Origin of the sequence: Mycobacterium pseudoshottsii JCM 15466, assembly GCF_003584745.1 — a bacterium.
GTDB classification, from domain to species: Bacteria; Actinomycetota; Actinomycetes; order Mycobacteriales; family Mycobacteriaceae; genus Mycobacterium; species Mycobacterium marinum.
Window position 1 is genome coordinate 1,200,499 of sequence record NZ_AP018410.1, and the last position, 25,219, is coordinate 1,225,717.

Below are 25,219 nucleotides of genomic sequence, written 5' to 3' on the forward strand. Positions count from 1 at the left end.
GCGGCGTCGTCGCCGACCGGCATGCTGGGGGCCATGAACAGAAACCAGATCACCGAAGAGATCGTCGTCGCCCGGTTGGTGCGCGGGTTGACGTGGCAACAACTTGCCGATGCCATCGACCGGCCGGTGCTGTGGACCACCTCGGCGTTGCTCGGCCAGCACCCCATTCCCGTCGAGCTGGGCAAGGTTCTGGTCGAGATGCTGGCCCTGGACGAGTCCGTGGTTGCGGTGCTCGCGGCGCCGCCGATGCGTGGCGGGCTGCCCGACGCGGTTCCGACCGACCCCACCATCTACCGCTTGTACGAGGCGCTTCAGGTCTACGGTGGAGCCATCAAGGAGCTGATCCACGAGCAGTTCGGCGACGGCATCATGAGCGCGATCAACTTCAGCGTTGACATGCACAAGAAATCCCATCCGACGGGGGACCGGGTGGTGCTGACCCTGGACGGAAAGTTCCTTCCCTACCAGTGGGTTTCGGCAGAAGACAACCGCGGGTAACGGTATTGCGGGCGGTCAGTCGATGAAGCACGGTTCCAAGCCCGTGGACCTGGTCTTGTCCGGGGGCGGCGTCAAGTTCATGGGCTTGGTCGGAGCGATCGCCCGGCTCATGGACGACGGCTATCAGCCCTATCGGGTGTCGGGCGTTTCGGCCGGATCGGTGGTGGCGGTGATCGCGGCCGCCGGGACGCAGGGTAACCAGCTCTCCAGCGACCAGATCCGCGAACTCGCATTGTCGGTGCCGCTGAGCACATGGCGTGACGCGGCACCGGTTCCGATCCTCGGTTCCGCGTGGGGGTTGGTGCGAGATTCGGCAATGTACCGCGGCGACGCCGCATATGACTGGATCCGTAGCGAACTCGAGAACCTCGGCGTGACGACATTTGGTGATCTAGCCCTCGATGACGACGAGCTGCCGGCCGAAGAGCGCTACCGGGTGGCGATCACGGTCGCGGATGTGACCAGGGCGCAGCTGGTGCGGCTGCCGTGGGACTATCGCCGGGTCTACGGGGTGGACCCGGCCGAACAATCGGTGGCATCGGCAGTTCGCGCATCGATGGCGATTCCGTTCATCTATCCACCGGTCACGCTGACCAGCAGCGATGGGCTGCGCTCCACCCTCGTCGACGGCGGTGTGCTGTCGAACTTTCCGGTCGACTCACTGGACCGCACCGACACCAAGCCGCCGCGCTGGCCCACCTTCGGGATCACGGTGATACCCAAACTGGCGGAGGGCATCGAACAGGCGTTTCCCGCGTTGCGGCCGCTGCGTTTCCTGCAGCAGTCGGCACTGCTGGAAAGCCTGTTCACCACCATGCTGGTCGGTCACGATCAAGCCCATCTCAGCCAGCCGTGGGTCAGAGCCCGCACGATCGCGGTGGCATCGACCGACGTCGGCGTGCTCGATTTCGGTATCGGCAGAGCCCGCCTGGAAGAGCTATACCAGCGGGGCTATGCGGCGGCGGAGGCGTTTCTGTCGACCTGGGACTGGGCCGACTACCTGCACCGGTTCCGGCGGTTCGGCTAGCCGGCGCGGTGGCCGGCGACGGGGACTTCTACAGTCCGAACTCTGCTTCGATCCCGTCGATGGCGGCGCGGATGGCCTTGAGTGCCTCAGCGCGGGCCCGCAACTTGGTGGCGTTGTGGGCCTGCTGATTGAGTCCGGCGAATTCGCGCGCGGCCTCTTCGGCGCGGCTGAGCACCACCTCGGGAAGCGAGATCTCATCGATGAATCCGGCCGCCAGCGCGGTTTCGCCGAAGAAGGTCTTGGCTAGTCCGGCGGCTTGCTGGTATGCCGACGGGGTCAGCCGCAGCTTCAACACTTCCATCGCCGCGTAGGGGATCGTCATACCGATCGCGACCTCGTTGGCCTGGATGTTGTAGGCGTGGGCGGCCACCCGGTGGTCGCCGGAGCACAACAGGAATGCGCCCATCGCGATCGCGTGGCCGGTGCAGGCGATCGCCACCGGCTTGGGGTAGGACAACAGCCGGTAGGACAGCTCGAATCCGCCGCGGAGCATGTCGATCGCGGGCTTTGCCTCGCCCGAAGTCAGCACCTTGAGGTCGAAGCCGCCGCTGAACACTCGATGGTTGCCCGCGATCACCAGCGCACCGACGTTGTCGCGGTCGGCGGCGTCAATCGCTTCGTTGAGTGCCTGCTGCATGGTCGGGCCCAGCACGTTGACTTTGCCGTCATCCATTCGGATGACGCCGATGGCGTCGTCGTGGGTGTAGGTGACCGGCCCGCTCATGGTTACTCCTTCGATACGGCAGCCCGTCGATTGAATCAGATCACCATGGCGGCGTGCCGCGCGACCGGATGTTGTGGACCGTCAGACCTGTTGGTTGCGGTGTTTGCCCAGCTCGTTTTCGACATCGCCCCAGCGCAGGCTGACGTCGGTGGGCTGGTCGACCTGCCGGGTGCGCCACCGGTCCTGGGTTTCCGCCACGGCGCGATTGATCCGCTCGATCTCGCTGCGGAAGACGTCGGGGCGCGTCTCCTTGCTGGCGTAGTGGAAATAGGTCAGCACGCTGCGCAGCAGCTCCAGCTTCTGCTTCTCCCGCTTTGCCAGATCGTGGGTGGTCATCAGCTCGATCCGCTGGACGGGCGGCAGCGCCTCCCAGTCGAGCACCACCTGCGTTTGCAGTTGGCGCCGCGGCCGATGCCAGAATCGCCACCCGCGCGGCTGGTCGGGACGGTCGTAGTAGGTCACGGTCCCCTCGAAGCGGGATTCAACCCCCTGACCGATTTCGGCGCGGTCCAGCGCGGAGTCCCACACCATCCGCCATTCCTGACCGGGTGCCAGCGTCGGCAACTCGCGGGGCAACTGCAGTTCCACGACATCGGCGTAGCCGTCGGACGCATTCTCGTATTCGGCCACTGTGGGAGGACGGGGAAAGGAGAACTGAACGTTGTAGGCGGCGGTGCGGCCGAAGTTCCTGACCACCAGCTCGATCACATGCCAGTCCGTGATGTGCGGCCCCATCAGCATCGATACGTAGGGTCTGGCCTGCTCGGAGGTCAGCTGCTGGTTGCGCTGGATCTGGCGATACATCACGATCAGCGCCACGGCGACAACCGCCAGCGCTGCCCAGGCGGCAATGGCCAACCAGGTGCTGGACTCGACGTTGCCTAACCCGGCCGTCCCGGCTTTCCCAGCCATCACTTGCCAGCTATTGCTTTGCCCCCACCCCATGGACTGCACCTTTCGCTTGTACCACCGCAGCGATTACGCGGCGAACTCCAACTGACCTGATCGTAGACGGCCGTCCCACGCATTGTCGTGGGTGTAATCGGCGGCGACGTGAGCGATGGCCGCCTCGCGGGTACCCGGCAACCGGACGCGAGCGGGCCCGTCAGCCACCCATCAGCATGCGCCACTGGGCCAGATCGGCGGCGCGGTAGACGAAATTGGAACGCTTGACCTCCGACAGCGACGCGCTCGGTTCCGCCGAATACCAATGCCCGGGGAACACCGTCGGATCGCCCGGAAGCGCGGCAAGCTGTTGCAGGCTGCGGAATATCTCATCGGAGTCGCCGCCCGGAAAATCGGTCCGTCCACAGCCTTCCAGGAATAGCGTGTCGCCGGCCACCAACCGTCCATCGAGCAAGAAACACTGACTGCCCGGGGTGTGGCCCGGCGTGTGCAGGAGCTCAATTTTGATATCGCCGACGCTGACCTTGTCGCGGTGCTCGTGGGTGGTCAGGTCGCTCATCGGGATGCCGGTGACGCGCGAAACCCACACCGCTTCATGGGTGTTCACGTGCACCGGCACGCTAACCCGCTCCAGCAGCTCGGCCAGTCCCTTGAGCTCGAAACCCATCATTGAGCCGCCGACGTGGTCGGGATGATGGTGGGTCACCAAAACCCCGGATAAATGCATGTCATCGGCTTCCAGCGCGTTGACGAGATCTCCGGCGGCGTAGGCGGGGTCGACCACGACGCAGTCCCCGGTCTCGCGGTCGCCGATCAGGTAGGCGAAGTTGCGCATTTGCGCGGCGATCATGTCGTTGACGGCGAAGTCGCGGCCGGAAAGCAGCTGCCGGAAGTACAACCGATCCGAATCTGACACGCCTTCAGCCTAGATCCGCGCGGTTACAGGTCCAATTCCGGTGGGGCGGACGCAGTGACTTCTGCGGGATCTCTGGGTTCTCCTGGTCGCTCCTCATGGCATCCCTGTGGGTATTGTTGGCCCATGCTGAAGAAGGTCGAGATCGAGATTGACGACGATCTGGTCCAAGAAGCGATCCGTCGCTACCGTCTGGCGGGTCCGCGAGAGGTCGTCCACCTCGCACTACGAACCCTTCTCGCCGAGGCCGGCGAGAACGGTGGTGGCGACGACGAGTACGACGAGTTCAGCGATCTCAGCGTCTGGGATCCGCACAAAGGCGGTCGTAGCGGCTGATCCCAGTGGTGCGCGACCCTCCGGCGGTGATGGGAAGATCGGTGGGCGACGCACGCGATCTTGCTCGTGGTTTGGTTAGGCCACGGGGCAGGTTGTACCCTCTTTTTTGCCCGTGGCACGACCGGTCGCCGCGGGTGCACGGCCCCCTTAGCTCAGTCGGTAGAGCGTTTCCATGGTAAGGAAAAGGTCAACGGTTCGATTCCGTTAGGGGGCTCGGCGGACGCCGAGCAGGCGGGCGGCCCCGACCCAAGTCGGGTTGGGTCAGAGGCGATGTAGCTCAGTCGGTTAGAGCGAACGACTCATAATCGTTAGGTCGCCGGTTCGAGTCCGGCCATCGCTACAACACAACAACGAGATTTTTGACAGAGATTTGAGAGAGAAAGCGCCATGGCTTCAAGTACCGATGTCCGGCCGAAGATCACCTTGGCATGCGAGGTGTGCAAGCACCGCAACTACATCACCAAGAAGAACCGTCGTAACGACCCGGACCGGCTGGAACTGAAGAAGTTCTGCCGCAACTGCGGTTCGCACCAGGCTCACCGCGAAACGCGTTAACCGACCGTGCTCGACGAGTCGTTTGCGGTGATTAGGTAGGTTTTAGAACCGTGGCCTTGACCGAAGACATCGTCGGGATGCATTTCCGGTATCCCGATCATTATGTGGTGGAGCGGGAAAAAATCCGCGAGTATGCCGTGGCTGTCCTGAACGACGACGCGTCGTTCTTTGAGGAAGGGGCGGCCGCGGACCTCGGACACAAGGGTTTGTTGGCTCCGTTGACGTTCATCAGCGTGTTTGGGTACAAGGCCCAGTCTGCCTTTTTCAAGCACGCGAATATCGGGGTCAGCGATCAGCAGATCGTCCAGGTGGACCAGGTCCTGAAATTCTCCAAGCCGATCGTCGCGGGCGACATCCTCCATTGCGATGTCCATGTGGATTCGGTACGTGAGGCGCACGACACGCAGATCATCGTGACCAGGAACATTGTCACCAACGAAGCAGGCGAGATCGTCCAAGAGACCTTGACGACCCTGGCGGGTCGGGTAGGCGAGGACGGGGGAGAAGGATTTTCTGATGGCACTGCGTGAGTTCAGTTCGGTCAACGTCGGAGACCAGCTCCCCGAACGGACCTACCCGCTGACCCGCCAGGATCTGGTGAACTACGCCGGTGTTTCGGGCGACCTGAACCCGATTCACTGGGACGACGAGATCGCCAAGTTGGTCGGGTTGGACACCGCGATCGCCCACGGCATGCTGACGATGGGTATCGGCGGCGGTTATGTCACGTCCTGGGTCGGTGACCCGGGCGCGGTGACCGAATACAACGTGCGTTTCACGGCGGTGGTGCCGGTGCCTAACGACGGCAAGGGCGCTGAACTCGTTTTCAACGGCCGGGTCAAGTCGGTGGATCCGGACAGCAAGTCGGTGACTATCGCGCTGACGGCCGCCACCGGTGGCAAGAAAATCTTCGGTCGGGCGATCGCTTCGGCCAAGTTAGCTTAGGAGGGCAGCTATGGCTCTCAAGACCGATATCCGCGGGATGAGCTGGAAATATCCAGACTGCTTTGTGGTCGGTCGCGAGCAGGTTCGCGGGTTCGCGCGGTCGGTCCAGTGCGACGATGCCGCCTGCTACGAGGAGGATGCGGCCGCCAAACTGGGCTATGGCGGCATCGTCGCGCCGATGACCTTTGTGTCGATCCTGGCCAAGCTGGTTCAGTCCGATTTCTTCCGCAACGTTGACGTCGGCATGGAGACCATGCAGATCGTCCAGGTCGACCAGCGCTTCGTGTTCTACAAGCCGGTGTTGGCCGGGGACAAGCTATGGGCCCGGATGGAAGTGCACTCGGTGGATGAGCGTTTCGGTGCCGACATCGTTGTCACCAAGAACGTCTGTCACAACGACGACGGGGAGGTTGTGCTGGAGGCCTACACCACCTTGATGGGCCAGCAGGGTGACGGCTCCGCCAAGCTCAAATGGGACAAAGAGACCGGGCAGGTCATCAGAACCGCGTAATTAGTATCTGACTCCTGTGCCGATGTACACTGGGACCTCGGGGTTTTCCCAACATCAGCGCGCTGTCCGTCGGTTCGCGATCACCGACCGGAGGGCGCGCGTGTCATGTAAGCCCCGAGCACAAGCTGGTTGGCTCGCCAACCGCGAAGGGGCGTAGCTCAACTGGCAGAGCAGCGGTCTCCAAAACCGCAGGTTGCAGGTTCAAGTCCTGTCGCCCCTGCTGAAGGCAAGACGTCCGACGACGATGCAGGTCCCGATGGCCTGAGGAGGAGACGGACCATAGGTAACGTGCCATGCTGGACACTGGGAGGGTCCCCCGGTGCCGGCGGGACGGCCAGCGGGACAGTTAGCGAACAAAGGAGCACGCGGTGAGCGACGAGGGCGACGCTGCCAACGACGCCACGAGTGACGGCGGCGCAACTGAGGACGACCGCGCCAGCGGTGGCCGGACTGCCCTGGTAGCCAAATCGGCGGCGCGTCCCCAACGCCCGACCGGCAAGCGGTCCAGGCAGCGCGCGACGGCAGCCGAAGACGCCGACGACGAGCAGTCATCGACCGAGCCCCAGGCGTCCGAGGAAGGCGCCAAAAAGGAAACGTCGAAGGCTGCCAAGGACAAGAAGCCGAAGACGGCCAGCAAGCCGGCGGCGCGGGCCGCCAGCCCGTTCGTATTCGTCTACAACTACCTGAAGCAGGTTGTAGCCGAGATGCGGAAGGTGATCTGGCCCAACCGCAAGCAGATGCTCACCTACACGTCAGTGGTGCTGGTGTTTCTGGCCTTCATGGTGGCGCTGGTCGGCAGCGCCGATTTGGGCTTGAGCAAGCTCATGCTGTTGGTGTTCGGCTGAGACTTCGAAGTGATAGAGAGGACTGAAGACCGTGACTACCTTCGACGGTGACACGTCCGCGGGTGAGGCGGTCGACCTGCAAGAGCCCGGTATCCCTGCGGACGTAGAGGTCCCGGCTGAAGAGGTCGACCCGGCCGTTGCGCTCAAAGCGGAGCTGCGCAGTAAGCCCGGCGAGTGGTACGTCGTGCACTCCTACGCGGGCTACGAGAACAAGGTCAAAGCCAACCTCGAAACCCGTGTGCAGAACCTTGACGTCGGCGACTACATCTTCCAGGTGGAAGTGCCCACCGAAGAGGTGACCGAGATCAAGAACGGCCAGCGCAAGCAGGTCAACCGCAAGGTGCTGCCCGGCTACATCCTGGTGCGGATGGACCTGACCGATGATTCCTGGGCCGCGGTACGCAACACGCCCGGAGTCACCGGGTTCGTCGGTGCGACCTCGCGTCCGTCGGCGCTCACCCTTGACGACGTGGTGAAGTTCCTCTTGCCGCGGGGTGCCGCGAAGAAGACCGCCAAGGCCGCCCGCACCGCCGCCGTCGCCGAAGCGGGCGGCTTGGAACGCCCGGTGCTCGAGGTCGACTACGAAGTCGGCGAATCGGTCACCGTCATGGACGGACCGTTTGCCACCCTGCCGGCGACAATCAACGAGGTCAACGCGGAGCAGCAGAAGCTCAAGGTGCTGGTCTCCATCTTCGGCCGGGAAACACCGGTGGAATTGACCTTTAACCAGGTCTCCAAGATCTAACTGGGCAAACCAGGTCTTTAATCAGGGAAGGAACAATCGAGACGTCATGGCCCCGAAGAAGAAAGTCGCCGGTCTGATCAAGCTGCAGATCGTAGCTGGGCAGGCCAACCCGACACCGCCAGTCGGCCCCGCGTTGGGCCAGCACGGCGTCAACATCATGGAGTTCTGCAAGGCGTACAACGCCGCGACGGAAAGCCAGCGTGGCACCGTTATTCCGGTGGAGATCACGGTCTATGAGGACCGTAGCTTCACGTTCGCGCTGAAGACGCCGCCGGCCGCCAAGCTGCTGCTCAAGGCCGCGGGCGTGGCCAAGGGCTCCGCGGAGCCGCACAAGACCAAGGTCGCCAAGGTCACCTGGGATCAGGTTCGCGAAATCGCCGAGACCAAGAAGACGGACCTCAACGCCAACGACATCGACGCCGCTGCCAAGATCATCGCCGGCACCGCCCGGTCGATGGGCATCACCGTCGAATAGGTTTGCAGCACCGACAAATCAAGACCCGTGGGAGGGCCAGCTTCGGCCTGCTTGATAACCACGACCCAACATCGGATTGGATAACACATGAGCAAGAACAGCAAGGCATACCGCGCCGCGGCCGAGAAGGTGGACCGCAGCAACCTCTACACCCCCCTGCAGGCCGCCAAGCTGGCCAAGGAGACCTCATCGACCAAGCAGGATGCGACCGTCGAGGTGGCCATCCGGCTTGGTGTCGACCCGCGTAAGGCCGACCAGATGGTGCGTGGCACCGTCAACCTGCCGCACGGCACCGGTAAGACGGCCCGTGTCGCGGTGTTCGCAGTGGGTGAGAAGGCTGACGCTGCCGTCGCCGCCGGAGCCGACATCGTCGGCAGCGACGACCTGATCGAGAAGATCCAGGGCGGCTTCCTGGACTTCGACGCCGCGATCGCGACGCCTGACCAGATGGCGAAAGTTGGGCGCATTGCCCGCGTGCTGGGCCCGCGCGGTCTGATGCCCAACCCCAAGACCGGCACCGTCACTCCCGACGTCGCCAAGGCCGTCGCCGACATCAAGGGCGGCAAGATCAACTTCCGGGTGGACAAGCAGGCCAACCTGCACTTCGTCATCGGCAAGGCGTCCTTCGAAGAGAACAAGCTGGCGGAGAACTATGGCGCCGCTATCGATGAGGTGCTGCGGCTCAAGCCGTCGGCGTCCAAGGGCCGCTACCTCAAGAAGATCACCGTGTCGACGACCACGGGGCCGGGCATCCCGGTCGACCCGTCGGTCACCCGGAACTTCACCGAGGCCTAACCCCTCGCGACCCCCTCGCGAGCAGACACAAAATCGCACCCAAATCGCCGAGGCGATGCGATTATGTGTCTGCTCGGCGGGTAGGTCTACCCCTGGCATTCGGCGATGCGCCGTTGCAGGAACCCGCGGCTCGGTTCGGAGCCGTTGGAGTCCAGCGCAACTCGATACCACCGGAGCGCGTCGGCGCCTCGTCCGGCGCGTCGCAACAGGTCGGCCCGCGCCGACGCAACCAGGTTCGAGTGGCTCAGCCGCGGGTCGTGGGCCACTTCTTCCAGTGCGGCCAGGCCGGCGTCGGGACCATCGCGGAAACCCACCGCCAGCGCGCGGTTGGCTACCACCACCGGCGAGTCCGTCAGCTGCAACAGCCGGTCATATGCCGCGCAGATGGTGGTCCAGTCGGTGTGCTCCCAGGACGGCGCGGTCGCATGCAATGCGGCGATCACCGCTTGCGGTGGATAGGGGCCCCTGGATCCGCTGGCCCGCCGCAGCCGGTCCAGCCCACGGGCGATGCGGCCGTGATCCCATCGGGACTGGTCTTGCTCGTCGAGGGGCACCAGGGCCCCGGCCTCGTCCACCCGCTTCGCCCGTCGTGAATCATGCAGCAACACCAGCGCCGCCAGGGCATGCGTCTCCGGCTCCTGCGGCATCAGCGCGCACAGCTCTTGCGCCAGCCGGCCCCCCTCATCGCAGAGCTCGTCGCGAATCGCCGACGGGCCTCCCGTCGCCCAATACCCCTCGGTGAACACCGAGTAGATGCAGCCCAGTACGTGAGGCGTGCGTTCGGGCAACAGTTCCGCGGGCGGCACCCGCAGCGGGATGTTGGCATGGCGGATCTTGTTCTTGGCGCGGGTGATGCGCTGGCCGATGGCCGCATCGGTCTGCAATAGTGCCCGGGCGATCTCGGTGACGGTCAACCCGGACACCAACCGCAGCGTCAGTGCCAGTTGCGATTGGCGGTCCAGTGCCGGGTGCGCGCAGGTGAACATCATGCGCAGCTCATCGTCGCGAACCGGATGTGGGTCGCTGTGTTCGGTTCGCGCCCGGATAGCACCGATGTCGTTCACGACGTAGGCCAATTCTTTCGCGGGACGAGCGGATTCGCGTCTGAGCCGGTCTCGCGCGCGGTTGCGCGCCACCGTGACCAGCCAGCCGCCGGGACTGTCGGGTAGGCCGTCCCGGGGCCAGGCGCGCAGCGCCTCGGCACAGGCTTCCTGGGCGGCGTCCTCGGCGATGGTGAGGTCGCCGGACCACCGCGCCAGCGCGGCGACGGCAGATCCCCACTCCCGGCGGAAGACGCCGTCCAGGTTGGCCATTGGTGACGTCTGAGGCTAGAGGCCCGAAACGCCGGCCAGCCCTCGCACCAGCACGGTCGAGGCGGGGATCATCGATGCCAACTTGACGGCCTCGTCCCGGTCTGCGGCGCTGAGCACGTAGTAGCCATTGGCGACCTCGGCGCCTTCGACATACGGGCCGTCGGTGATGAGAACCTGGCCATCGCGCACCCGCACCGTGGTGGCCGTGGACGGCGGATGCAGGCCGGCGCCGGCCTTGATGTGCTCGCTGGCCGCCGCGCCGAACTGCTGGTGCTGTGCGGCCATTGCCTCCCACTCCGGGGTGCCGGGCGCGACCGCTCGCTCGGGCGGCTCGAGCAACAGCGCAATCCAATTGCTGCCCTGCAGTGGCTGTGTGGGCAGACCCGGCCCGGCCATCGGCCACACCTCAACCGCACCGTACTTGGCGGCCGGAATAGCACGGGCCAGTTCGAGTACCTCATCGAGGTTCTCGGTTTCGAATACGTAGTATCCGCCCGCGACCTCGGCGCCTTCGGCGAACGGGCCGTCGGTAATGACCGGCGCATTCGGGCCCCCGGTGATCTGCGCGGCGTCAGCGGCGGATAGTAGCGCGTCGCCGCCGCGGATCGCCGAGGCGGCCTGGGCATGGAACGCTTCGTAGGCCGCCATCTCGGCTGCCCCCCTCGCTGGGTGTGCGGTCGCGCTCCTTGCTGATCAACAAGGCGAAGTAGTGCATTTGCGGTCACCTCCGGATAGCGAGCGAAACCCGTTGTCTCACTCTCTACCCTTTTGCCGAACAAGGTGGCGGCAATCCGACACCCGCGCCCGGATACGCGGAAATCAGGCGCTAACCGCACCTGGTTTGAGGTAGGTCACCAGGCTGCAGTCCAGCATCTCGTCGGTGAAGTAGTGTTCGCAGCCGCGCAGATACTTGATGTAGCGGTTGTAAACCTCTTCGGAGGTGACCTCGATGGCCTTTTCCTTGTTGGCCTCGAGGTTGTCGCCCCAGATCCGCAGCGTCTTGATGTAGTGGGGGCGCAGCGAAAGCGGCTCGGGGACGACGAAACCAGCCTTCTCGCCGTGTTCGACCATCATCCCCGTCGACGGCAACCGCCCGCCCGGGAAGATCTCGGTCACGATGAACTTGATGAAGCGCGCCGTCTCGAAGGTCAGCTTCTTGCCGCGGGCGGCCATTTCGAAGGGGTGGTAGCTGACGCTGCTCTGGACGGTCATCCGGCCGTCCTCGGGCATGATGTCGAAGCATCGTTTGAAGAAGTCGTCGTAGTTCTCGTGCCCGAAGTGCTCGAAGGCCTCGATCGAGACGATCCGGTCGACTGGCTCGTTGAAGTCTTCCCAGCCGTGCAGCCGCACCTGCCGTGAGCGGTTGGTGTCGATCTCGCCCAGCACACTCTCGCAGCGGGCGTGCTGATTCTTGGACAACGTCAGGCCGATCACGTTGACATCGAACCGCTCGACCGCGCGCTTCATGGTGGTGCCCCAGCCGCAGCCGATGTCCAGCAGGGTCATGCCCGGCTTGAGGTCCAGCTTGTCAAGGTTGAGGTCGATCTTGGCGTACTGGGCTTCTTCGAGGGTGAGCTCCGGCGGCTCGAAGTACGCGCAGCTGTAGATCCGGGTGGGGTCCTGGAACAGGGCGAAGAAATCGTCGGAGACGTCGTAGTGCGCCTGGATGTCTTCCGAGCGCGTCCGCATCTTCGTTGGTGTCGGCGGAATTTCAGCCATTGTCGTCCTGTTCTCCTGATGTTCGCAGCTCCGACGCACCCGCGAAGCCTCGCCCTGACTATGCGCCCGTACGGGATTCTCGCATTAACTGGCGGCGCGGAAGGTTAGCCCGCGCCCGTACCCCTTACTGTGGCAGGAAAGTCTACTTGGCCAGAGTGAACTGATTGCAGTCGATGTAGCCGATCCGGAATGCGCGGGCGCAGCCGGTCAGGTACTTCATGTACCCCTCGTAGACCTCTTCTGACTGGATCTTGATCGCTTCGTCCCTGCGCTCCTCCAAGGCCTCGGCCCAGAAGTCCAGTGTCTTGGCGAAGTCGAGTTGCAGCGACTGCCGCCGGGCCACCTTGAACCCCACCTTGTCCGCGTGCTCTTCGACGGTCTCGATCATCGGCAACCGCCCACCCGGGAAGATGTCGGTCACGATGAACCGGATGAACTTGGCCATCTCCATGGTCAACGGGATGCCGCGCTCCATGACCTGCTTGGGGTGCAACCCGGTGATCGCGTGCAGCAGCATCACACCGTCGGCGGGCAGGGCCTCGTAGGTGAACTTGAAGAAGTCGTCGTAACGGTGAAAGCCGAAGTGCTCCAACGCTTCGATGGTGACGATACGGTCAACCGGCTCATCGAATTCCGCCCAGTCGCGCAGCAGGACCCGGTGGGAGCGATTGGTGTCGACCTCGTCGAGTACCTGCTGGCAGTACGCGTGCTGGTTCTTGGACAGGGTCAGCCCGACGACGTTGACGTCGTACTTCTCGACGGCCCGCTTGAGCACCGAACCCCAGCCGCAACCGATGTCGAGCAACGTCATCCCGGGTGTCAGTCCCAGCTTGTCCAGCGTCAGATCGATCTTGGCGATCTGCGCTTCCTGCAAGGTCATGTCCTCGCGCGGGAAGTAGGCGCAGCTGTAGGTCCTGGTCGGGTCCACGAACAGCGCAAAAAACTCGTTGGACAGGTCGTAATGAGCCTGAACATCGTCGAGATTGGACCGCTTGCGCGAAGCGGCTACTGCTTTACCGGACATTTGCCCTCCCGATCGGGACCGACACCCTCACGAGGTGACCATTCATCGGCACCCTACACGCGGCGAAGCGTTTCCTATGCATTTGACGGCGTTCCCGCTGGTCCGCGTCGATCCGAATCGGACCGCCGCGATATCACGACTTCTCCAGGGTGAACTGGTTGACGTCGATGTAACCGACGCGGAAGCCGTCGGCGCAGCCGGTCAGGTATTTCATGTAGCGCTCATAGACTTCTTCGGACTGAACCTCGATGGCCTCGTCCCGGCGGGCTTGCAGGGCTTGGGCCCACAGGTCCAGGGTCCTGGCGTAGTGCGGCTGCAGCGACTGGCGGCGCGTCAGCGTGAAGCCCGCCTTCGACGAATGGTCGGCCACCTTCTCGATCGACGGCAACCGCCCGCCCGGGAAGATCTCGGTCACGATGAACTTGATGAACCGGGCTATCTCGAACGTCAACGGCATGCTGCGGTCGGTGGCTTGCTGGAAGGTCAGCCCCGTGATCGTGTGCAGCAGCATCACCCCGTCGCTGGGCAAGATGTTGTGGGCCAGGGTGAAGAAGTCGCCGTAACGGTCGTGACCGAAGTGCTCGAACGCGCCGATCGAGACGATACGGTCGACGGGCTCATCGAACTGCTCCCAGCCCTCCAGCAGCACCCGCCGGGTGCGTGCGGTGTCCAGCTGGTCGAACGATTTCTGCACGTGGGCGGCCTGGTTCTTGGACAGGGTGAGGCCGACGACGTTGACGTCGTATTTCTCGATCGCGCGGCGCATGGTGGCGCCCCAGCCGCAGCCGACGTCGAGCAGTGTCATGCCGGGCTCCAAGCCCAGCTTGCCCAGCGCCAGGTCGATCTTGGCGATCTGCGCCTCTTCCAGCGTCATGTCATCGCGCTCGAAGTAGGCGCAGCTGTAGGTCTGGGTGGGGTCCAGAAAAAGCCGGAAGAAATCGTCGGATAGGTCGTAATGCGCCTGTACGTCGTCGAAATGCGGCTTTAGCTCTTTGGCCATGACCCTGATGCCTTTCCGGGCCGAAACCGACCCTGCGGTGCGCGCATTGGCACCGGAACGTCCCCCTAGCGTTCTGGGGGGATGTTATCCGATTCGGGGGTGACACACGAAACCGCGAACCAGTGTGGTGAGCGCCTCCTTCGCCGCTATTTGGTGAGGGTGAACTGGCCCACGTTGACCAGGCCTCGGCGGAATCGCTCGGCGCATCCGGTGAGGTAGTGCATGAAGTTGTCATAGACCTGTTCGGACTGCACGGTGATGGCCCGATCCCGGGCGGCCGCCAGATTGGCGGCCCAGATGTCCAGGGTGTGCGCGTAGTGCTGCTGTATGAGTTGGATCTGTTCGACGGCGAAACCGGCGGCCTGGGCATTGTCGACGATGTCGGATTCGGACGGCACCTCGCCGCCCGGGAAAATCGACTCCCGCAGGAACTTGAGGAACCGCAGATCGCTCATGGTCAGGGCTATGCCCTGTTCGTGTAGCCACCTGCGGTCGTAGGTGAACAGGCTGTGCAACAACAGGCTGCCGCCAGCAGGGAGGATGTCGTAGGAGCGCTGGAAAAATGCGCCATAGCGTTCTTTGCGGAAGGCATCGAACGCCTCGAATGAGACGATCCGGTCCACCTGCTCGTCGAACTCTTCCCAGCCCTGCAGCCGCGCCTCGGCCCGCCGCTTGGTGCCGAGCGCGGCCAGCCGGTCCTGGCTGCGCTGGCAGTGGTTGCGGCTGAGGGTCAGACCGATGACGTTGACGTCATATTTCTCGACCGCCCGGACCAGCGCACCGCCCCAGCCGCAGCCGACGTCGAGCAGGGTCATCCCGGGCTCGAGGTGCAGCTTGTCCAACGCCAAATCGAGCTTCGCCAATTGAGCTTCTTCGAGGGTCATGTCGTCGCGCTCGAAGTAGGCGCAGGTATATACCCAGGTGGGGTCCAAGAACAGGCCGAAGAATTCGTCTGAAATGTCGTATGTTGCTTGGGAGTCTTCAAAATACGGTTTCAGTTCGGCCATTTGGCGCAACCTCCTGCGCCAACGGTACCGCTCGGCGGCAATCACCGAAACTGGTCGTGAGAAAGCCGTATCAGATACCGGGCGCCCTATTACGGGCTATTCGGCCTGCTCGAAGTTGCCCGTGAGGACGCCGATCACCTGGTCCCAGAGTTGCCGTGGCAGGTCATGGCCCATCCCGTCGAATTCCACCATCCGGGCGCCGTTGATGGCTTTGGCGACGGCCCGCCCGCCGAAGGGGCGCATCAGCTTGTCGGCGCGTCCGTGGATCACCACGGTGGGTGCCACGGTCCGGCGGTTGTAGCCCAACAGGCTGCCACTGCCCAGGACCGCGCTGAACTGTCGGCGGATGCCCCACGGGTAGTAGCTGCGGTCGTAGTTCTCCGCGGCGTCAGCGCGAATCCACTCCTCGGTCGGTTGGTAACCCGGACTGCCGGTGATCCTGGTGACCCGCACGACGTTGTCGATGATCACTTCGCGCGGCGAGCCCGGGGGCGGGCCGTTGAGCACCGCGAGCAAGGCCCGGGGTGCCGGCGGCGGCAGAAACGGGCGATTGTTGCTGGAGAAGATGACCGCCAGCGAGTTGGTCCGCTCGGCAAAGCGTGCGGCGAAGATCTGGGCGATCATGCCGCCCATCGAGGCCCCGACAATGTGGGCCCGCTCGATATCGAGGTGGTCCAGTAGCGCCGCCGCATCGTCGGCCGTGTCTTCCAGCGTGTATGGCGTTTGGCTGCGCCGGCCCAGCCAGGAGCGGATCAACTGCGGCATCAGGGGTTGCCTGGCGCTGGGCTGCTCCATCTTGGTGGACAGGCCGACATCGCGGTTGTCGTAGCGGATGACACGCAGGCCCTGGTCGACCAGCTTCTGGCAAAACCCGGTGCGCCACAGCAACAGCTGGGCGCCGAGGCCCATGATCAGCAGGACGGGCGGGGCGTTGATGTCGCCCATGTCCTCGTAGTATAGCTTCAGATCACCGGCGGGCTGCCGCTCGGACGTGGCCCCCGATCCGACCCCTGATTGGGCATAGCCGGTGCGGATTTCCATCGCGATTCGCTACGCCTCGACGTCGCTGGCATCGCCGCTGGCGTCGCTGGAGTCGCCCTGATGCTCGCGGCTCACCTCGACCATGAAATTGGCGAAGTAACCGGTCAGCTGCGGATCGGACATCATCTGCCACTTCGGAGCCAGCAGCTTCATGTACCGCTCGACGTAGAGGAACTGTTTGCCGATCAGCACCAGCTCGCGAGGCAGCTTGACGTCGTAGGCGTCGGCCAGCGCCGAGAGCTGACGACCGATGTCGGCGTAGGACATGTCGCCCAGCGACTGCATCGTCAGCGGCGTGGCGAATTTCTCCAGGTCCTTGGCGGCCTGCGCCTCGGGCTTCATCGTCCCGACGGCGCCCATCAGCACCACGATCTTGCCGGCCGCGGCGTGGTCCTTCTTCACCAGCAGCGCGTACACCAGCTCACGCAGCAGCCATCGGGTGCGCGGATCGATGCGGCCCATGATGCCGAAATCGAAGAAGACGATGCGGCCTTCCTCGTCCACGTAGAGGTTGCCCGCGTGCAGGTCGCCGTGGAACAGCCCGTGCCGCAGCCCGCCCTCGAACACGCTGAACAGCAGCGCTTTGACCAGCTCGGTGCCGTCGAAGCCGGCCTTGCGGATGGCGGCGACATTGTCGATGCGGACGCCGTGCACCCGCTCCATCGTCAGCACCCGTTCGCTGGTGAAGTTCCAGTGCACCTGTGGCACCCGGATGTTGCGGCCCAGCGGGGACGCGTGCAGGTGTGCGACCCAGGCATCCATCGACTGCGCCTCGAGACGAAAATCCAGCTCCTCGGCGAGGTTGTCGGAGAAGTCGGCGACAACGTCTTGAGCCGAGAGTCGACGGCCCAATTTCGCCAGTTCGACGGCCTGAGCAAAGCGCTGCAGGATTTGCAGATCGGCGGCCACCCGGCGGCGGATGCCCGGGCGCTGGATCTTGACCACCACCTCCTCGCCGGTCTTGAGCGTCGCGTAGTGGACCTGCGCGATGGAGGCCGATGCGAAGGGCTCTTCTTCGAAAGCGGCGAACAGTTCGGCCGGTTCGGCGCCGAGCTCCTCGACGAACAGCTTGTGCACCTGGTCGGTGTCGGCCGGCGGCACCCGGTCCAGCAGTCCGCGGAATTCCCGCGACAGTGACTCGCCGAACGCTCCCGGGCTGGACGCGATGATCTGACCGAACTTGACGTAGGTCGGGCCCAGGTCGGCGAACGTCTGCGGGATCTCCTTGATGATCTTCTGCTGCCAGGACGAGGCGAATCCTTTGCCCGGCAGCTTCGTGACGAAGCGAGCCGCGGTGCGGGTGACCTGCCAACCAGTGACGGCTACCCGGGCCGCTTCGACCGGCAACGGCACCCGGTCCAGCTTGGCCACCTCGCGGTGTTTGGTAGTAGTCATTTGAGCAGTGTGCCAAATCGACAGTGTCAAGTCACAATTGTTGTGAGCCCATTCACGCGCTGGGTAATGCTCGCCGAGCGTGCCTCCATTGCGAAAATCAGGCCGGAATTTCGCAATGATTACACGTGCGGCGGCGCGGCTCGCGAGAAGTTTTCGGTAAGGGTTTACAATATTGGGCGCCATACCGGCTGGGGGAGATCATGGCCCATTCCGTCGACAACGACGAAGCGTGCGTCCGGGATCGCCGCGGCGACCGCCCGCCCGTTGCGCAGCCGCACCATCGGGTCTGCCGAACCATGCAGCACCACCGTCGGCGCAGTGATCGCCTTGCTGTACCCGAGCAGGCTGCCGGTGCCCAGCACGGCATCAAACTGGCGCAGCATGCCTGGCGGGTAGTTGCAGCGGTCGGCGAGTAGCCGCACGCGCTGGCGCAGGTCGCTTTGAGGCGGCAAAAAGTTGGGCCCGTTGAACACGGCGACGTTGCGCACCTCGAATGCCAGCTTCTCTTCGGCAGACGCGTTCGGGCCGGGCTGGCCGAACGCCAGCTTGATGACCCGCCACGCCGGTGGCGCCGAGAACGCCTTTCCGGTGGTCGACATGATGATTCCCAACGACGCCACTCGCTGGGGCTGATCGGCGGCCAGGATCTGGGCGATCATGCCGCCCAGTGACGCCCCCACCACGTGTGCCCGGGCGATGGACAAGTGGTCCAGCAGGGCCGCAACGTCCTCGGTCATGTCGAGCAGGGTGTAGGGCACCGGGCTGGGCCGGCCCAGCAGGTAGCGCCCTATCCGTCGGTAGACCGAGCCCGGTGCGCGCATCCCGCGCATCTTGGCCGACAGACCGGTGTCGCGATGATCGAATCGGATGACGCGGTAGCCGGCCGCGACCAGGCGGGCGCAGAATTCGTCCGGCCACATCGGCAGCTGGGCGCCCAAACCCATGATGAGCAGCACCGGCTGACCGCTCGGGTCGCCCAGTTCTTCGTAGAACAGTTCGACGTCGCCCGTAGTCGTCTCGCGGCGCGCAACGCCGCTGCTGGTGCGCACGCCTCATTTCTACCTACCGCCGCGACGCCCGCGTCGCGGCGGCACGAGGCTCATTGCACGGGTGGGTGGCGAAGATGCCAGTCGGTGGCGCTTTGAAAGGCTCGCCCGGCCCGGATCAGCAGCGGTTCATCGAAGTGTCGAGCCACGAATTGGAAACCGATCGGTCCGCCGTGGGAATCGAAGCCGCCCGGCAGGGTGATCGTCGGGCTGCCGGAGAAGTTGAACGGTCCGGTGAAGCGCAGCAAGTCCGGCAGAGTCTCGGGATTGAACAGCAACTCCCTGAACCGATCGAGGGTCAGGTTCGCCAGCGGCAAGACGGGCGCGACGAGCAAGTCGACATCCTCGAACAGCGCCGCCAGTCTCCCGGCGAACAGGTTTCGCTCGCGCTGGATGCGGGCGATCTCCATGCCGGACACCGCGTGACCGGCGTCCAGGAGCTGGCTTGCGAATGGGCCGTACTCCGCGGATCGGGACGGATAGGTCCGCTCGTGCACGACGGCGATTTGGGCTCCCACATAAGCCCCCCACCCGGCCGCCAGCGCCGCGGTCGACGGCAGCGACACCTCGCGAATGTCCGCGCCGAGGTCCGCCAGCACGCGCAGCGCGGTGCGGACCACCCGCGCCACATCGGGCTCGACCCCGCCGAGCGCGTACTCCGGATCGAACCCGATCCGCACGGTGCGAATCTCGGGTGAACCCGTCACGTACTCGGGTACCCCAACTCTGGTGGCGGTTGGATCCTGCGGGTCGGCACCGGCGATCGCCCGCAACACATGGCCGGTGTCCTCGGCGTTTCGCGCCATCGGTCCGATGGTGTCCAGTGACGGCGCCATCGCGAACACACCGTGGACGCTGACGCGTCCCCAGGTCGGCTTGAGGCCGGTGGCTCCGGTCATCGTGCACGGAGTGCGAATCGACCCGCCGGTGTCGCTGCCGAGGCTGGCCGTGCACAACCCGGTGACGGTGGCCACGGCCGAGCCGCTGGACGACGCTCCGGCCCAGCGTTCGGCGCTCCACGGGTTCACCACCGCCGGGAAATCCGGGTGGTACTCGGCGCCGGCGGCCTCGCACATATGCAGCTTCCCCAGCAGCACCGCTCCGGCCCGCCGCAAACGGGAAACCACCGTTGCGTCGTAGCTGGGTCTGAAATCCCGATGGATCGCCATGCCCGCGGTGGTTGGGATCCCCTGGGTAAAACAGAGATCCTTCACGGCAATCGGAACACCATGCAGCCGGCCGCGGTGGTTACCGCGTGCGATCTGTTCCTCGGCTTGTCTCGCCTCATCGAGTGCGCTGTCGGCCAGCACCGTCATATATGGGTGCAGCACGGGATTGAGCCGGTCGATGCGTTGCAGGTGCGCTCTGGTGACCTCCACCGGAGAGAGCGCCCGAGTCGCGAACGCGTGCGAAAGCTCAGCGATCGTTGCGTAGCACGGATCGATGTCGCTCACATCCGCCACGGTTGATCAACGTAGCGAACACGGGCAGCATTCGATGGTCGACATGCTGTGCCAAAGGGCCGCCAAAGGGTTGCCCAATAGCTTTGTCGAGTCGCCACGGCGCCGTAGGGTGCGGTCATGCAGGTGGTTTCGGCGGAATCGACCGAACTTTTCGTGGGCCCGCCGGATGCCCCACTGCAGCTGGTCCGGGTGAGGATCGCCGAGTGCACCGAGCCGACATCAATCCGTGTCGACGGTGCCGGCCTGAGCGGACAGGCCCTCGCCGCGGTGGGGGCCGAAATCCTCGAGGTGCCGGTTGTGCTCAAGGACCCCGTCGTGGGACAACGGCGGGATGCGCGGGTCTGGGCGGGTTCCGCCGGCGCAGCCTGCACATTCACATTCACGTTCACCGTGGCCGAGCCGGGCTGGACGATGTTCATGGTCAGCCGCTTCCACTACGACCCGGTGTGGTGGAACACCCAGGGGGCCTACACCAGCCAGTGGCACGAAGACCCGCCCGGGCGCGCCCGTCAGACCAACGGGTTCGAGCTGGTACACGCCCATCTCGAGATGGCGCGCCGCGATCCCGACTACAAGTTCGTGCTGGCCGAAGTCGACTACCTCAAGCCGTACTGGGACACCCATCCGCAGGACCGTGCCGACCTGCGCCGGTTTCTGGCGCAGGGCCGGGTGGAAGTGATGGGCGGAACCTATAACGAACCCAACACAAACCTCACCAGCCCAGAGACGACCATTCGTAATTTGGTGCACGGCATCGGTTTTCAGCGTGACGTGCTGGGCGCCGACCCGGCCACCGCATGGCAGCTCGACGTGTTCGGCCACGACCCACAGTTCCCGGGGATGGCCGCCGACGCCGGCTTGACGTCGAGCTCGTGGGCGCGTGGACCGCACCACCAATGGGGTCCCGCGCAGGGCGGCCGGGGCGAGGGTGTCGAACGGATGCAGTTTTGCAGCGAGTTCGAGTGGATTTCGCCATCGGGTCGGGGCCTGCTCACCCACTACATGCCGGCGCACTATTCGGCGGGCTGGTGGATGGACTCGTCGAGCTCGCTGGCTGAGGCCGCGGCGGCCACCTACGCGCTTTTCGACGAGCTCAAAAGGGTCGCCTTGACCCGTAACGTGCTGCTGCCGGTCGGAACCGACTACACCCCGCCGAACAAGTGGGTTAGCGAAATCCACCGCGACTGGGCCGCCCGCTACACCTGGCCGCGATTTGTCTGCGGCCTGCCGAGGGAGTTTTTTGCCGCGGTGCGTGCCGAACTGGCCGACCGTGGTGCGGTCGCGTCGCCGCAGACGCGCGACATGAACCCGATCTATACGGGCAAAGACGTGTCCTACATCGACACCAAACAAGCCAACCGGGCCGCCGAGAACGCGGTCCTGCAGGCCGAGCGCTTCGCCGTGTTCGCCGGGGTCCTCTGCGGTGCCCCGTATCCGCAGGCGGCGTTGGCCAAAGCGTGGGTGCAACTGGCCTACGGGGCACATCACGACGCCATCACCGGCTCCGAGTCCGACCAGGTCTATCTGGATCTACTCACCGGATGGCGCGACGCGTGGGAGATCGGCCGCACCGTCCGGGACAACTCGCTGCAGCTGCTCTCGCGCGCGGTGGCCGGCCCGGGGGAGGCGGTCGTGGTGTGGAACCCGTTGACCCGGCGGCGCACCGACATCGTCACGATTGAGCTGCAGCGGCCGTTGGGCGCCGGCGTGGCGGTGCGCGGACCCGACGGTGCACACACCCCGGCGCACGTCGATGCCGACGGGCGGACCGTCAGCTGGCTGGCCAGCGATGTCCCTTCGCTGGGCTGGAAGACCTACCAGTTGATCCCGACCGACGCGGCTACGGGCTGGGAACCGGTAACCGGGACCGAGATCGCCAACGAGCACTACCGCCTGCGCGTGGATCCCGAACGCGGTGGCGGCGTGGAATCGCTGGTGCGGGACCACCGCCAGCTCATCGCGGACGGGCGGGTGGGCAACGAGCTTGCGGTTTACCAGGAATATCCATCGCACCCGACGCAGGGCGAGGGCCCGTGGCATCTGTTGCCCAACGGGCCGGTGGTGTGCTCGTCGGAATCGGCCGCCGAAGTGCGCGGCTACCGCTGCCCGATTGGGCAGCGGCTGGTGGTGCGAGGCCGGATCGGCACGCTGCTGCGTTATACCCAGACCCTGACCTTGTGGCGGGGCGTGGCCCGGGTGGACTGTCGCACCACCATCGATGACTTCAGCGGCAACGACCAGCTGGTGCGCTTGCGGTGGCCCTGCCCGGTGCCGGGCGCGATGGCGGTCAGCGAGGTGGGCGATGCCGTCGTCGGGCGAGGTTTCGCGCTGCTGCACCCGGTCGGTGAATCGGGAGCTCGGTCGGTGGACACGGCCCAACACCTGTGGACATTGGACAACCCGGCCTACGGCTGGTTCGGATTGTCCTCGGCGGTGTGGGTCCGCGCCGGCAGCGACGCGGTGCGCGCGGTATTGGTGGCCGAGGTGGTGTCCCCCTCGGAGGCGACATCGGGCCCGCTGGCGCGCGAGCTGATGGTCGCGCTGGTGCGCGCCGGTGTGACGGCCACCTGCAGCGGCGCCGACAAACCGCGCTACGGAAACCTCGACGTGGACTCCAATTTGCCCGACGTCCGGATCGCGCTGGGCGGGCCCGCGCGCAACGTGTTCACCAAGGCCGTGCTGGCGGACGCGGATCCGGGCTACACCGCCGAGTTGGAGCGCCAGTTGGCCAGCGGCGGGCGGGCCCGGGTGTGGGTGCCGGCCGCGACCTCGTTGGCGTCGGTCTGGGTGCCCGGGGCGGACCTGCGCGCGCCACGTGCGCTGCCGGTGCTGGTGATCGACGGTCGCGACGACACGGATCTCGCCGCGGCGATCGCCGCGCTGGTCGACGATCTGGCCGATGCCGAGATCTCCGTCCGGCAGCAGGCGCCGGCAGACATGGAACCGTTCGAGGCCCGCACGATCGCGTTGTTCAACCGCGGAATGCCCAGCTTTGCCGTCGACTCCGAGGGCACCCTGCATACCGCGCTGATGCGGTCCTGCACCGGCTGGCCGTCCAGGGTCTGGATCGACGAGCCCCGCCGCACCGCGCCCGACGGCTCCAACTTCCAGCTGCAACACTGGACCCACGATTTCGACTACGCCCTGGTCTGCGCCGACGGCGATTGGCGGCGCGCCGACATCCCGGCCCGCAGCGCTGAGTTCTCCCAACCATTGCTGGCCGTGACTGCGCGCGACCGCGCGGGCAAGCTGGCGCAGGTCGGATCGCTGCTAGAGATCGAGCCGGCCGGCTCGGTGCAGCTGGGCGCGCTCAAGGCGGCGGGTAACCCGCTGACCGCCGGCAGTGCCCGGTCCGTCGACCCCGCCGCGGTGACGCTGCGCCTGGTGGAAACCACCGGGGCGGCGGCGCCGGTGACGCTGCGCTGCGAATTGGGCGAGCTGAGCGAGCTTCGGATGGCTGACCTGCTCGAGCATCCGCAGCGAGCTACCCCAGGGGTTAATCTGCATGGCTTTCATGTCGCCACCACGCTGGCCCGGCTCGAGATGCCCGCGGTGCTGTCGTGTTCTGACGCGCTTGCGCCGCAGCACGAGGCGGCTCAACCGCTCTACGCGCGGTATTGGCTGCACAATCGGGGCCCCGCACCACTGGGCGGGCTACCCGCCGTCGCCTACCTGCACCCCGAGCAGGTGACGGCCGAGCCGGGAAGCCAGGTGACGTTGCGTTTGACCACCGCCAGCGACTGCACCGATTCCTCGCTGTGTGGCCTGATCGAGGTGCGGTTTCCAGATGGCTGGTCGGTCGCACCCCGCCGGTTGCCGTTCGACTTGGGCGCCGGTGAGTATGTGGAGACCAACGTCATGGTGAGGATTCCGGCCACCGCCGGACCCGGGCTGTATCCGGTGCGCGCCCAGTTGAGCATTACCGAGCCGGAAGTCCCGGCGGCGTGGCGGCAGATGGTCGAGGATGTCTGTGTGGTGGCCGTCGGGACCGATCTCAGCCAGCTCGTCTATCTCGCCGAGGAACCGGCCGACCTGGAGCTGGCCGCCGGAAGTTCGGCCCGGCTTGCGGTGACCGTCGGCAGCCGCGCCCAAACCGACCTGACGCTCGAGGCGCACCTCATCAGCCCCTGGGGCACCTGGGAGTGGATGGCCCCGGCCGCGGCCGGGGCCGTGCTGCCTGCCTGCGGCAGCGCCGAACTCGTCTTCGATGTGGCCCCGCCGGGCTGGCTGGCCCCGGGACAGTGGTGGGCGCTGGTGCGGGTCGGCTGCGCCGGCCGACTGGTCTACTCCCCAGCGGTACGGGTGACGGTGACATGACCGGTTCCCTGGTCGCGACCGTCGCGGGCGCACCCATTGCCGTCGGTGAGGTCGACGCGCGCGAAGCGCGGCTGCGCAACGGCCCGCGGGCGGCCGCACTGCCGGTCAGCGGCACCAGCGAGGGGCGGCAGCTGCGGCGCTGGCTGGCGCAATTGATCGCGACCGAGCGGGTGCTTGCCGACGAAGCCACAGCGCGCGGCGTCACCGGGCATCCGGCGCCGTCGGGGGCCGAACTGCTGCCCGATGTCACCGCGCGCCTGGAGATCGGCAGTGTGGCCGCTGCGGTGCTTGCCGATCCGCGGGTGCGGGCGCTGTTCGCCGAGGTCACGGCGGACGTCCGGGTCGGTGACGACGAGGTGGCCGCCTACCACGCCCGCAACCCGCTGCGGTTTGCGGCTCCGGTGCCGGGGCGGCACGGTTGGCATGTCCCGCCGGTGGCCGCCCCGCCGCTGGAGCGGGTGCGCGACGCGATCGCCGAGCACCTGTTGGGGGCCGCGCGCCGACGCGCGTTCCGGGTGTGGCTGGACGGGCGCCGTGCCGCGCTGGTCCAACTGGCCCCGGGTTATGAGCATCCCGGCGATCCGCGCCAACCCGACAACACCCACCGGCACTGAGCGCT

The 25,219-nt window shown here is 65.5% G+C and carries 25 protein-coding genes, 3 tRNA genes and 1 pseudogene; 16 read left to right on the forward strand and 13 right to left on the reverse strand.

Annotated features, from left to right (window positions below):
- The first annotated feature begins 33 nt into the window (after positions 1–33).
- Both cynS and MPSD_RS05410 read left to right on the forward strand, forming a co-directional pair.
- Positions 34–498: a cyanase gene (cynS, locus tag MPSD_RS05405; RefSeq protein ID WP_443677301.1), complete on the forward strand. Its 465-nt coding sequence runs from the start codon at positions 34–36 to the stop codon at positions 496–498.
- 22 nt (positions 499–520) lie between these two features.
- Positions 521–1,525, forward strand: a complete 1,005-nt coding sequence (locus tag MPSD_RS05410; protein ID WP_015354639.1) for a patatin-like phospholipase family protein — start codon at positions 521–523, stop codon at positions 1,523–1,525.
- A 28-nt stretch (positions 1,526–1,553) separates the two neighbouring features.
- Here MPSD_RS05410 and MPSD_RS05415 read toward each other — a convergent pair whose 3' ends face one another.
- The 3 genes from MPSD_RS05415 to MPSD_RS05425 all read right to left on the reverse strand — a co-directional run bounded on the left by MPSD_RS05415 (position 1,554) and on the right by MPSD_RS05425 (position 4,071).
- Entirely contained in the window at positions 1,554–2,249 is a 696-nt protein-coding gene (locus tag MPSD_RS05415) for a crotonase/enoyl-CoA hydratase family protein (protein ID WP_020788612.1), read from the reverse strand.
- An 81-nt stretch (positions 2,250–2,330) separates the two neighbouring features.
- Positions 2,331–3,194 carry a hypothetical protein gene (locus MPSD_RS05420; protein ID WP_036426906.1) on the reverse strand — a complete coding sequence of 288 codons (864 nt, stop codon included), beginning with the start codon at positions 3,192–3,194 and terminating at the stop codon, positions 2,331–2,333.
- A 160-nt stretch (positions 3,195–3,354) separates the two neighbouring features.
- Positions 3,355–4,071: an MBL fold metallo-hydrolase gene (locus tag MPSD_RS05425; protein ID WP_015354642.1), complete on the reverse strand. Its 717-nt coding sequence runs from the start codon at positions 4,069–4,071 to the stop codon at positions 3,355–3,357.
- Positions 4,072–4,194: 123 nt separating this feature from the next.
- On the opposite strand from MPSD_RS05425, the gene MPSD_RS05430 reads away from it, so the two are divergent.
- The 12 genes from MPSD_RS05430 (at position 4,195) to rplA (ending at position 9,275) form a co-directional block, all read left to right on the forward strand.
- Positions 4,195–4,404: a type II toxin-antitoxin system VapB family antitoxin gene (locus MPSD_RS05430; protein WP_012392884.1), complete on the forward strand. Its 210-nt coding sequence runs from the start codon at positions 4,195–4,197 to the stop codon at positions 4,402–4,404.
- 141 nt (positions 4,405–4,545) lie between these two features.
- A tRNA-Thr gene (locus MPSD_RS05435) sits at positions 4,546–4,618 on the forward strand.
- A gap of 52 nt (positions 4,619–4,670) precedes the next feature.
- Positions 4,671–4,744 (forward strand) — tRNA-Met (locus tag MPSD_RS05440).
- 47 nt (positions 4,745–4,791) lie between these two features.
- Positions 4,792–4,959 carry a 50S ribosomal protein L33 gene (gene rpmG / locus MPSD_RS05445; protein WP_011738995.1) on the forward strand — a complete coding sequence of 56 codons (168 nt, stop codon included), beginning with the start codon at positions 4,792–4,794 and terminating at the stop codon, positions 4,957–4,959.
- Positions 4,960–5,009: 50 nt separating this feature from the next.
- Positions 5,010–5,489, forward strand: a complete 480-nt coding sequence (gene hadA / locus MPSD_RS05450) for a (3R)-hydroxyacyl-ACP dehydratase subunit HadA (protein WP_015354643.1) — start codon at positions 5,010–5,012, stop codon at positions 5,487–5,489.
- Positions 5,476–5,904, forward strand: coding sequence for a (3R)-hydroxyacyl-ACP dehydratase subunit HadB (gene hadB / locus MPSD_RS05455; protein WP_020788610.1), 429 nt, complete (start codon positions 5,476–5,478; stop codon positions 5,902–5,904). The genes hadA and hadB overlap by 14 nt, the downstream gene beginning before the upstream one ends.
- A gap of 10 nt (positions 5,905–5,914) precedes the next feature.
- Positions 5,915–6,415 carry a (3R)-hydroxyacyl-ACP dehydratase subunit HadC gene (gene hadC / locus MPSD_RS05460; protein WP_011738998.1) on the forward strand — a complete coding sequence of 167 codons (501 nt, stop codon included), beginning with the start codon at positions 5,915–5,917 and terminating at the stop codon, positions 6,413–6,415.
- Positions 6,416–6,562: 147 nt separating this feature from the next.
- Positions 6,563–6,635 (forward strand) — tRNA-Trp (locus MPSD_RS05465).
- A gap of 148 nt (positions 6,636–6,783) precedes the next feature.
- On the forward strand, positions 6,784–7,260 hold the full coding sequence (gene secE, locus MPSD_RS05470) for a preprotein translocase subunit SecE (protein ID WP_086085058.1): 477 nt from the start codon (positions 6,784–6,786) through the stop codon (positions 7,258–7,260).
- 31 nt (positions 7,261–7,291) lie between these two features.
- A complete protein-coding gene (nusG, locus tag MPSD_RS05475) occupies positions 7,292–8,005 on the forward strand; it encodes a transcription termination/antitermination protein NusG (RefSeq protein ID WP_020788608.1) in 714 nt (237 codons plus the stop codon).
- A gap of 46 nt (positions 8,006–8,051) precedes the next feature.
- Entirely contained in the window at positions 8,052–8,480 is a 429-nt protein-coding gene (gene rplK, locus MPSD_RS05480; RefSeq protein WP_020788607.1) for a 50S ribosomal protein L11, read from the forward strand.
- An 87-nt stretch (positions 8,481–8,567) separates the two neighbouring features.
- Positions 8,568–9,275 carry a 50S ribosomal protein L1 gene (rplA, locus tag MPSD_RS05485; RefSeq protein WP_012392888.1) on the forward strand — a complete coding sequence of 236 codons (708 nt, stop codon included), beginning with the start codon at positions 8,568–8,570 and terminating at the stop codon, positions 9,273–9,275.
- An 86-nt stretch (positions 9,276–9,361) separates the two neighbouring features.
- On the opposite strand, the gene MPSD_RS05490 is transcribed toward rplA, so the two are convergent.
- The 10 genes and pseudogenes from MPSD_RS05490 to MPSD_RS05535 all read right to left on the reverse strand — a co-directional run bounded on the left by MPSD_RS05490 (position 9,362) and on the right by MPSD_RS05535 (position 20,274).
- The gene (locus MPSD_RS05490) at positions 9,362–10,588 is read right to left on the reverse strand and encodes an RNA polymerase sigma factor (RefSeq protein ID WP_086085059.1); all 1,227 of its coding nucleotides are present in this window, start codon (positions 10,586–10,588) and stop codon (positions 9,362–9,364) included.
- 15 nt (positions 10,589–10,603) lie between these two features.
- A pseudogene (locus MPSD_RS05495) lies at positions 10,604–11,303 on the reverse strand (YciI family protein).
- Between the two features lie 104 nt (positions 11,304–11,407).
- Positions 11,408–12,307 (reverse strand): hydroxymycolate synthase MmaA4, encoded by a 900-nt coding sequence (gene mmaA4 / locus MPSD_RS05500; protein WP_015354646.1) that lies wholly within the window; start codon positions 12,305–12,307, stop codon positions 11,408–11,410.
- 142 nt (positions 12,308–12,449) lie between these two features.
- Positions 12,450–13,331 (reverse strand): methoxy mycolic acid synthase MmaA3, encoded by an 882-nt coding sequence (gene mmaA3 / locus MPSD_RS05505; protein ID WP_020788605.1) that lies wholly within the window; start codon positions 13,329–13,331, stop codon positions 12,450–12,452.
- A 133-nt stretch (positions 13,332–13,464) separates the two neighbouring features.
- Complete coding sequence (gene mmaA2 / locus MPSD_RS05510; RefSeq protein WP_086085060.1) at positions 13,465–14,331, reverse strand: cyclopropane mycolic acid synthase MmaA2; 867 nt, start codon at positions 14,329–14,331, stop codon at positions 13,465–13,467.
- Between the two features lie 146 nt (positions 14,332–14,477).
- A complete protein-coding gene (gene mmaA1, locus MPSD_RS05515; protein WP_086085061.1) occupies positions 14,478–15,338 on the reverse strand; it encodes a mycolic acid methyltransferase MmaA1 in 861 nt (286 codons plus the stop codon).
- A gap of 96 nt (positions 15,339–15,434) precedes the next feature.
- The gene (locus MPSD_RS05520; RefSeq protein WP_020788602.1) at positions 15,435–16,379 is read right to left on the reverse strand and encodes an alpha/beta fold hydrolase; all 945 of its coding nucleotides are present in this window, start codon (positions 16,377–16,379) and stop codon (positions 15,435–15,437) included.
- Positions 16,380–16,388: 9 nt separating this feature from the next.
- A complete protein-coding gene (locus tag MPSD_RS05525) occupies positions 16,389–17,774 on the reverse strand; it encodes an ABC1 kinase family protein (RefSeq protein ID WP_012392896.1) in 1,386 nt (461 codons plus the stop codon).
- A 164-nt stretch (positions 17,775–17,938) separates the two neighbouring features.
- A complete protein-coding gene (locus MPSD_RS05530; RefSeq protein WP_020788601.1) occupies positions 17,939–18,823 on the reverse strand; it encodes an alpha/beta fold hydrolase in 885 nt (294 codons plus the stop codon).
- A gap of 50 nt (positions 18,824–18,873) precedes the next feature.
- Positions 18,874–20,274 carry an amidase gene (locus MPSD_RS05535; RefSeq protein ID WP_232022761.1) on the reverse strand — a complete coding sequence of 467 codons (1,401 nt, stop codon included), beginning with the start codon at positions 20,272–20,274 and terminating at the stop codon, positions 18,874–18,876.
- Between the two features lie 126 nt (positions 20,275–20,400).
- Between MPSD_RS05535 and MPSD_RS05540 the strand changes: the two genes are divergently transcribed.
- Entirely contained in the window at positions 20,401–24,600 is a 4,200-nt protein-coding gene (locus tag MPSD_RS05540) for a glycoside hydrolase family 38 N-terminal domain-containing protein (protein WP_086085063.1), read from the forward strand.
- On the forward strand, positions 24,597–25,214 hold the full coding sequence (locus MPSD_RS05545; protein WP_020788598.1) for a DUF7158 domain-containing protein: 618 nt from the start codon (positions 24,597–24,599) through the stop codon (positions 25,212–25,214). Before MPSD_RS05540 ends, MPSD_RS05545 begins: the two co-directional genes overlap by 4 nt.
- Positions 25,215–25,219: the final 5 nt, after the last annotated feature.

What these genes read in the sequence shown, in the direction of transcription:
- cynS (WP_443677301.1), top strand. Translation starts at nt 34, where the DNA reads ATGAACAGAAACCAGATCACCGAAGAGATCGTCGTCGCCCGGTTGGTG.
- MPSD_RS05410 (WP_015354639.1), top strand. Translation starts at nt 521, where the DNA reads ATGAAGCACGGTTCCAAGCCCGTGGACCTGGTCTTGTCCGGGGGCGGC.
- MPSD_RS05415 (WP_020788612.1), bottom strand. Translation starts at nt 2,249, where the DNA reads ATGAGCGGGCCGGTCACCTACACCCACGACGACGCCATCGGCGTCATC.
- MPSD_RS05420 (WP_036426906.1), bottom strand. Translation starts at nt 3,194, where the DNA reads ATGGGGTGGGGGCAAAGCAATAGCTGGCAAGTGATGGCTGGGAAAGCC.
- MPSD_RS05430 (WP_012392884.1), top strand. Translation starts at nt 4,195, where the DNA reads ATGCTGAAGAAGGTCGAGATCGAGATTGACGACGATCTGGTCCAAGAA.
- rpmG (WP_011738995.1), top strand. Translation starts at nt 4,792, where the DNA reads ATGGCTTCAAGTACCGATGTCCGGCCGAAGATCACCTTGGCATGCGAG.
- hadB (WP_020788610.1), top strand. Translation starts at nt 5,476, where the DNA reads ATGGCACTGCGTGAGTTCAGTTCGGTCAACGTCGGAGACCAGCTCCCC.
- hadC (WP_011738998.1), top strand. Translation starts at nt 5,915, where the DNA reads ATGGCTCTCAAGACCGATATCCGCGGGATGAGCTGGAAATATCCAGAC.
- rplK (WP_020788607.1), top strand. Translation starts at nt 8,052, where the DNA reads ATGGCCCCGAAGAAGAAAGTCGCCGGTCTGATCAAGCTGCAGATCGTA.
- rplA (WP_012392888.1), top strand. Translation starts at nt 8,568, where the DNA reads ATGAGCAAGAACAGCAAGGCATACCGCGCCGCGGCCGAGAAGGTGGAC.
- MPSD_RS05490 (WP_086085059.1), bottom strand. Translation starts at nt 10,588, where the DNA reads ATGGCCAACCTGGACGGCGTCTTCCGCCGGGAGTGGGGATCTGCCGTC.
- mmaA4 (WP_015354646.1), bottom strand. Translation starts at nt 12,307, where the DNA reads ATGGCTGAAATTCCGCCGACACCAACGAAGATGCGGACGCGCTCGGAA.
- mmaA3 (WP_020788605.1), bottom strand. Translation starts at nt 13,331, where the DNA reads ATGTCCGGTAAAGCAGTAGCCGCTTCGCGCAAGCGGTCCAATCTCGAC.
- mmaA2 (WP_086085060.1), bottom strand. Translation starts at nt 14,331, where the DNA reads ATGGCCAAAGAGCTAAAGCCGCATTTCGACGACGTACAGGCGCATTAC.
- mmaA1 (WP_086085061.1), bottom strand. Translation starts at nt 15,338, where the DNA reads ATGGCCGAACTGAAACCGTATTTTGAAGACTCCCAAGCAACATACGAC.
- MPSD_RS05520 (WP_020788602.1), bottom strand. Translation starts at nt 16,379, where the DNA reads ATGGAAATCCGCACCGGCTATGCCCAATCAGGGGTCGGATCGGGGGCC.
- MPSD_RS05525 (WP_012392896.1), bottom strand. Translation starts at nt 17,774, where the DNA reads ATGACTACTACCAAACACCGCGAGGTGGCCAAGCTGGACCGGGTGCCG.
- MPSD_RS05540 (WP_086085063.1), top strand. Translation starts at nt 20,401, where the DNA reads ATGCAGGTGGTTTCGGCGGAATCGACCGAACTTTTCGTGGGCCCGCCG.
- MPSD_RS05545 (WP_020788598.1), top strand. Translation starts at nt 24,597, where the DNA reads ATGACCGGTTCCCTGGTCGCGACCGTCGCGGGCGCACCCATTGCCGTC.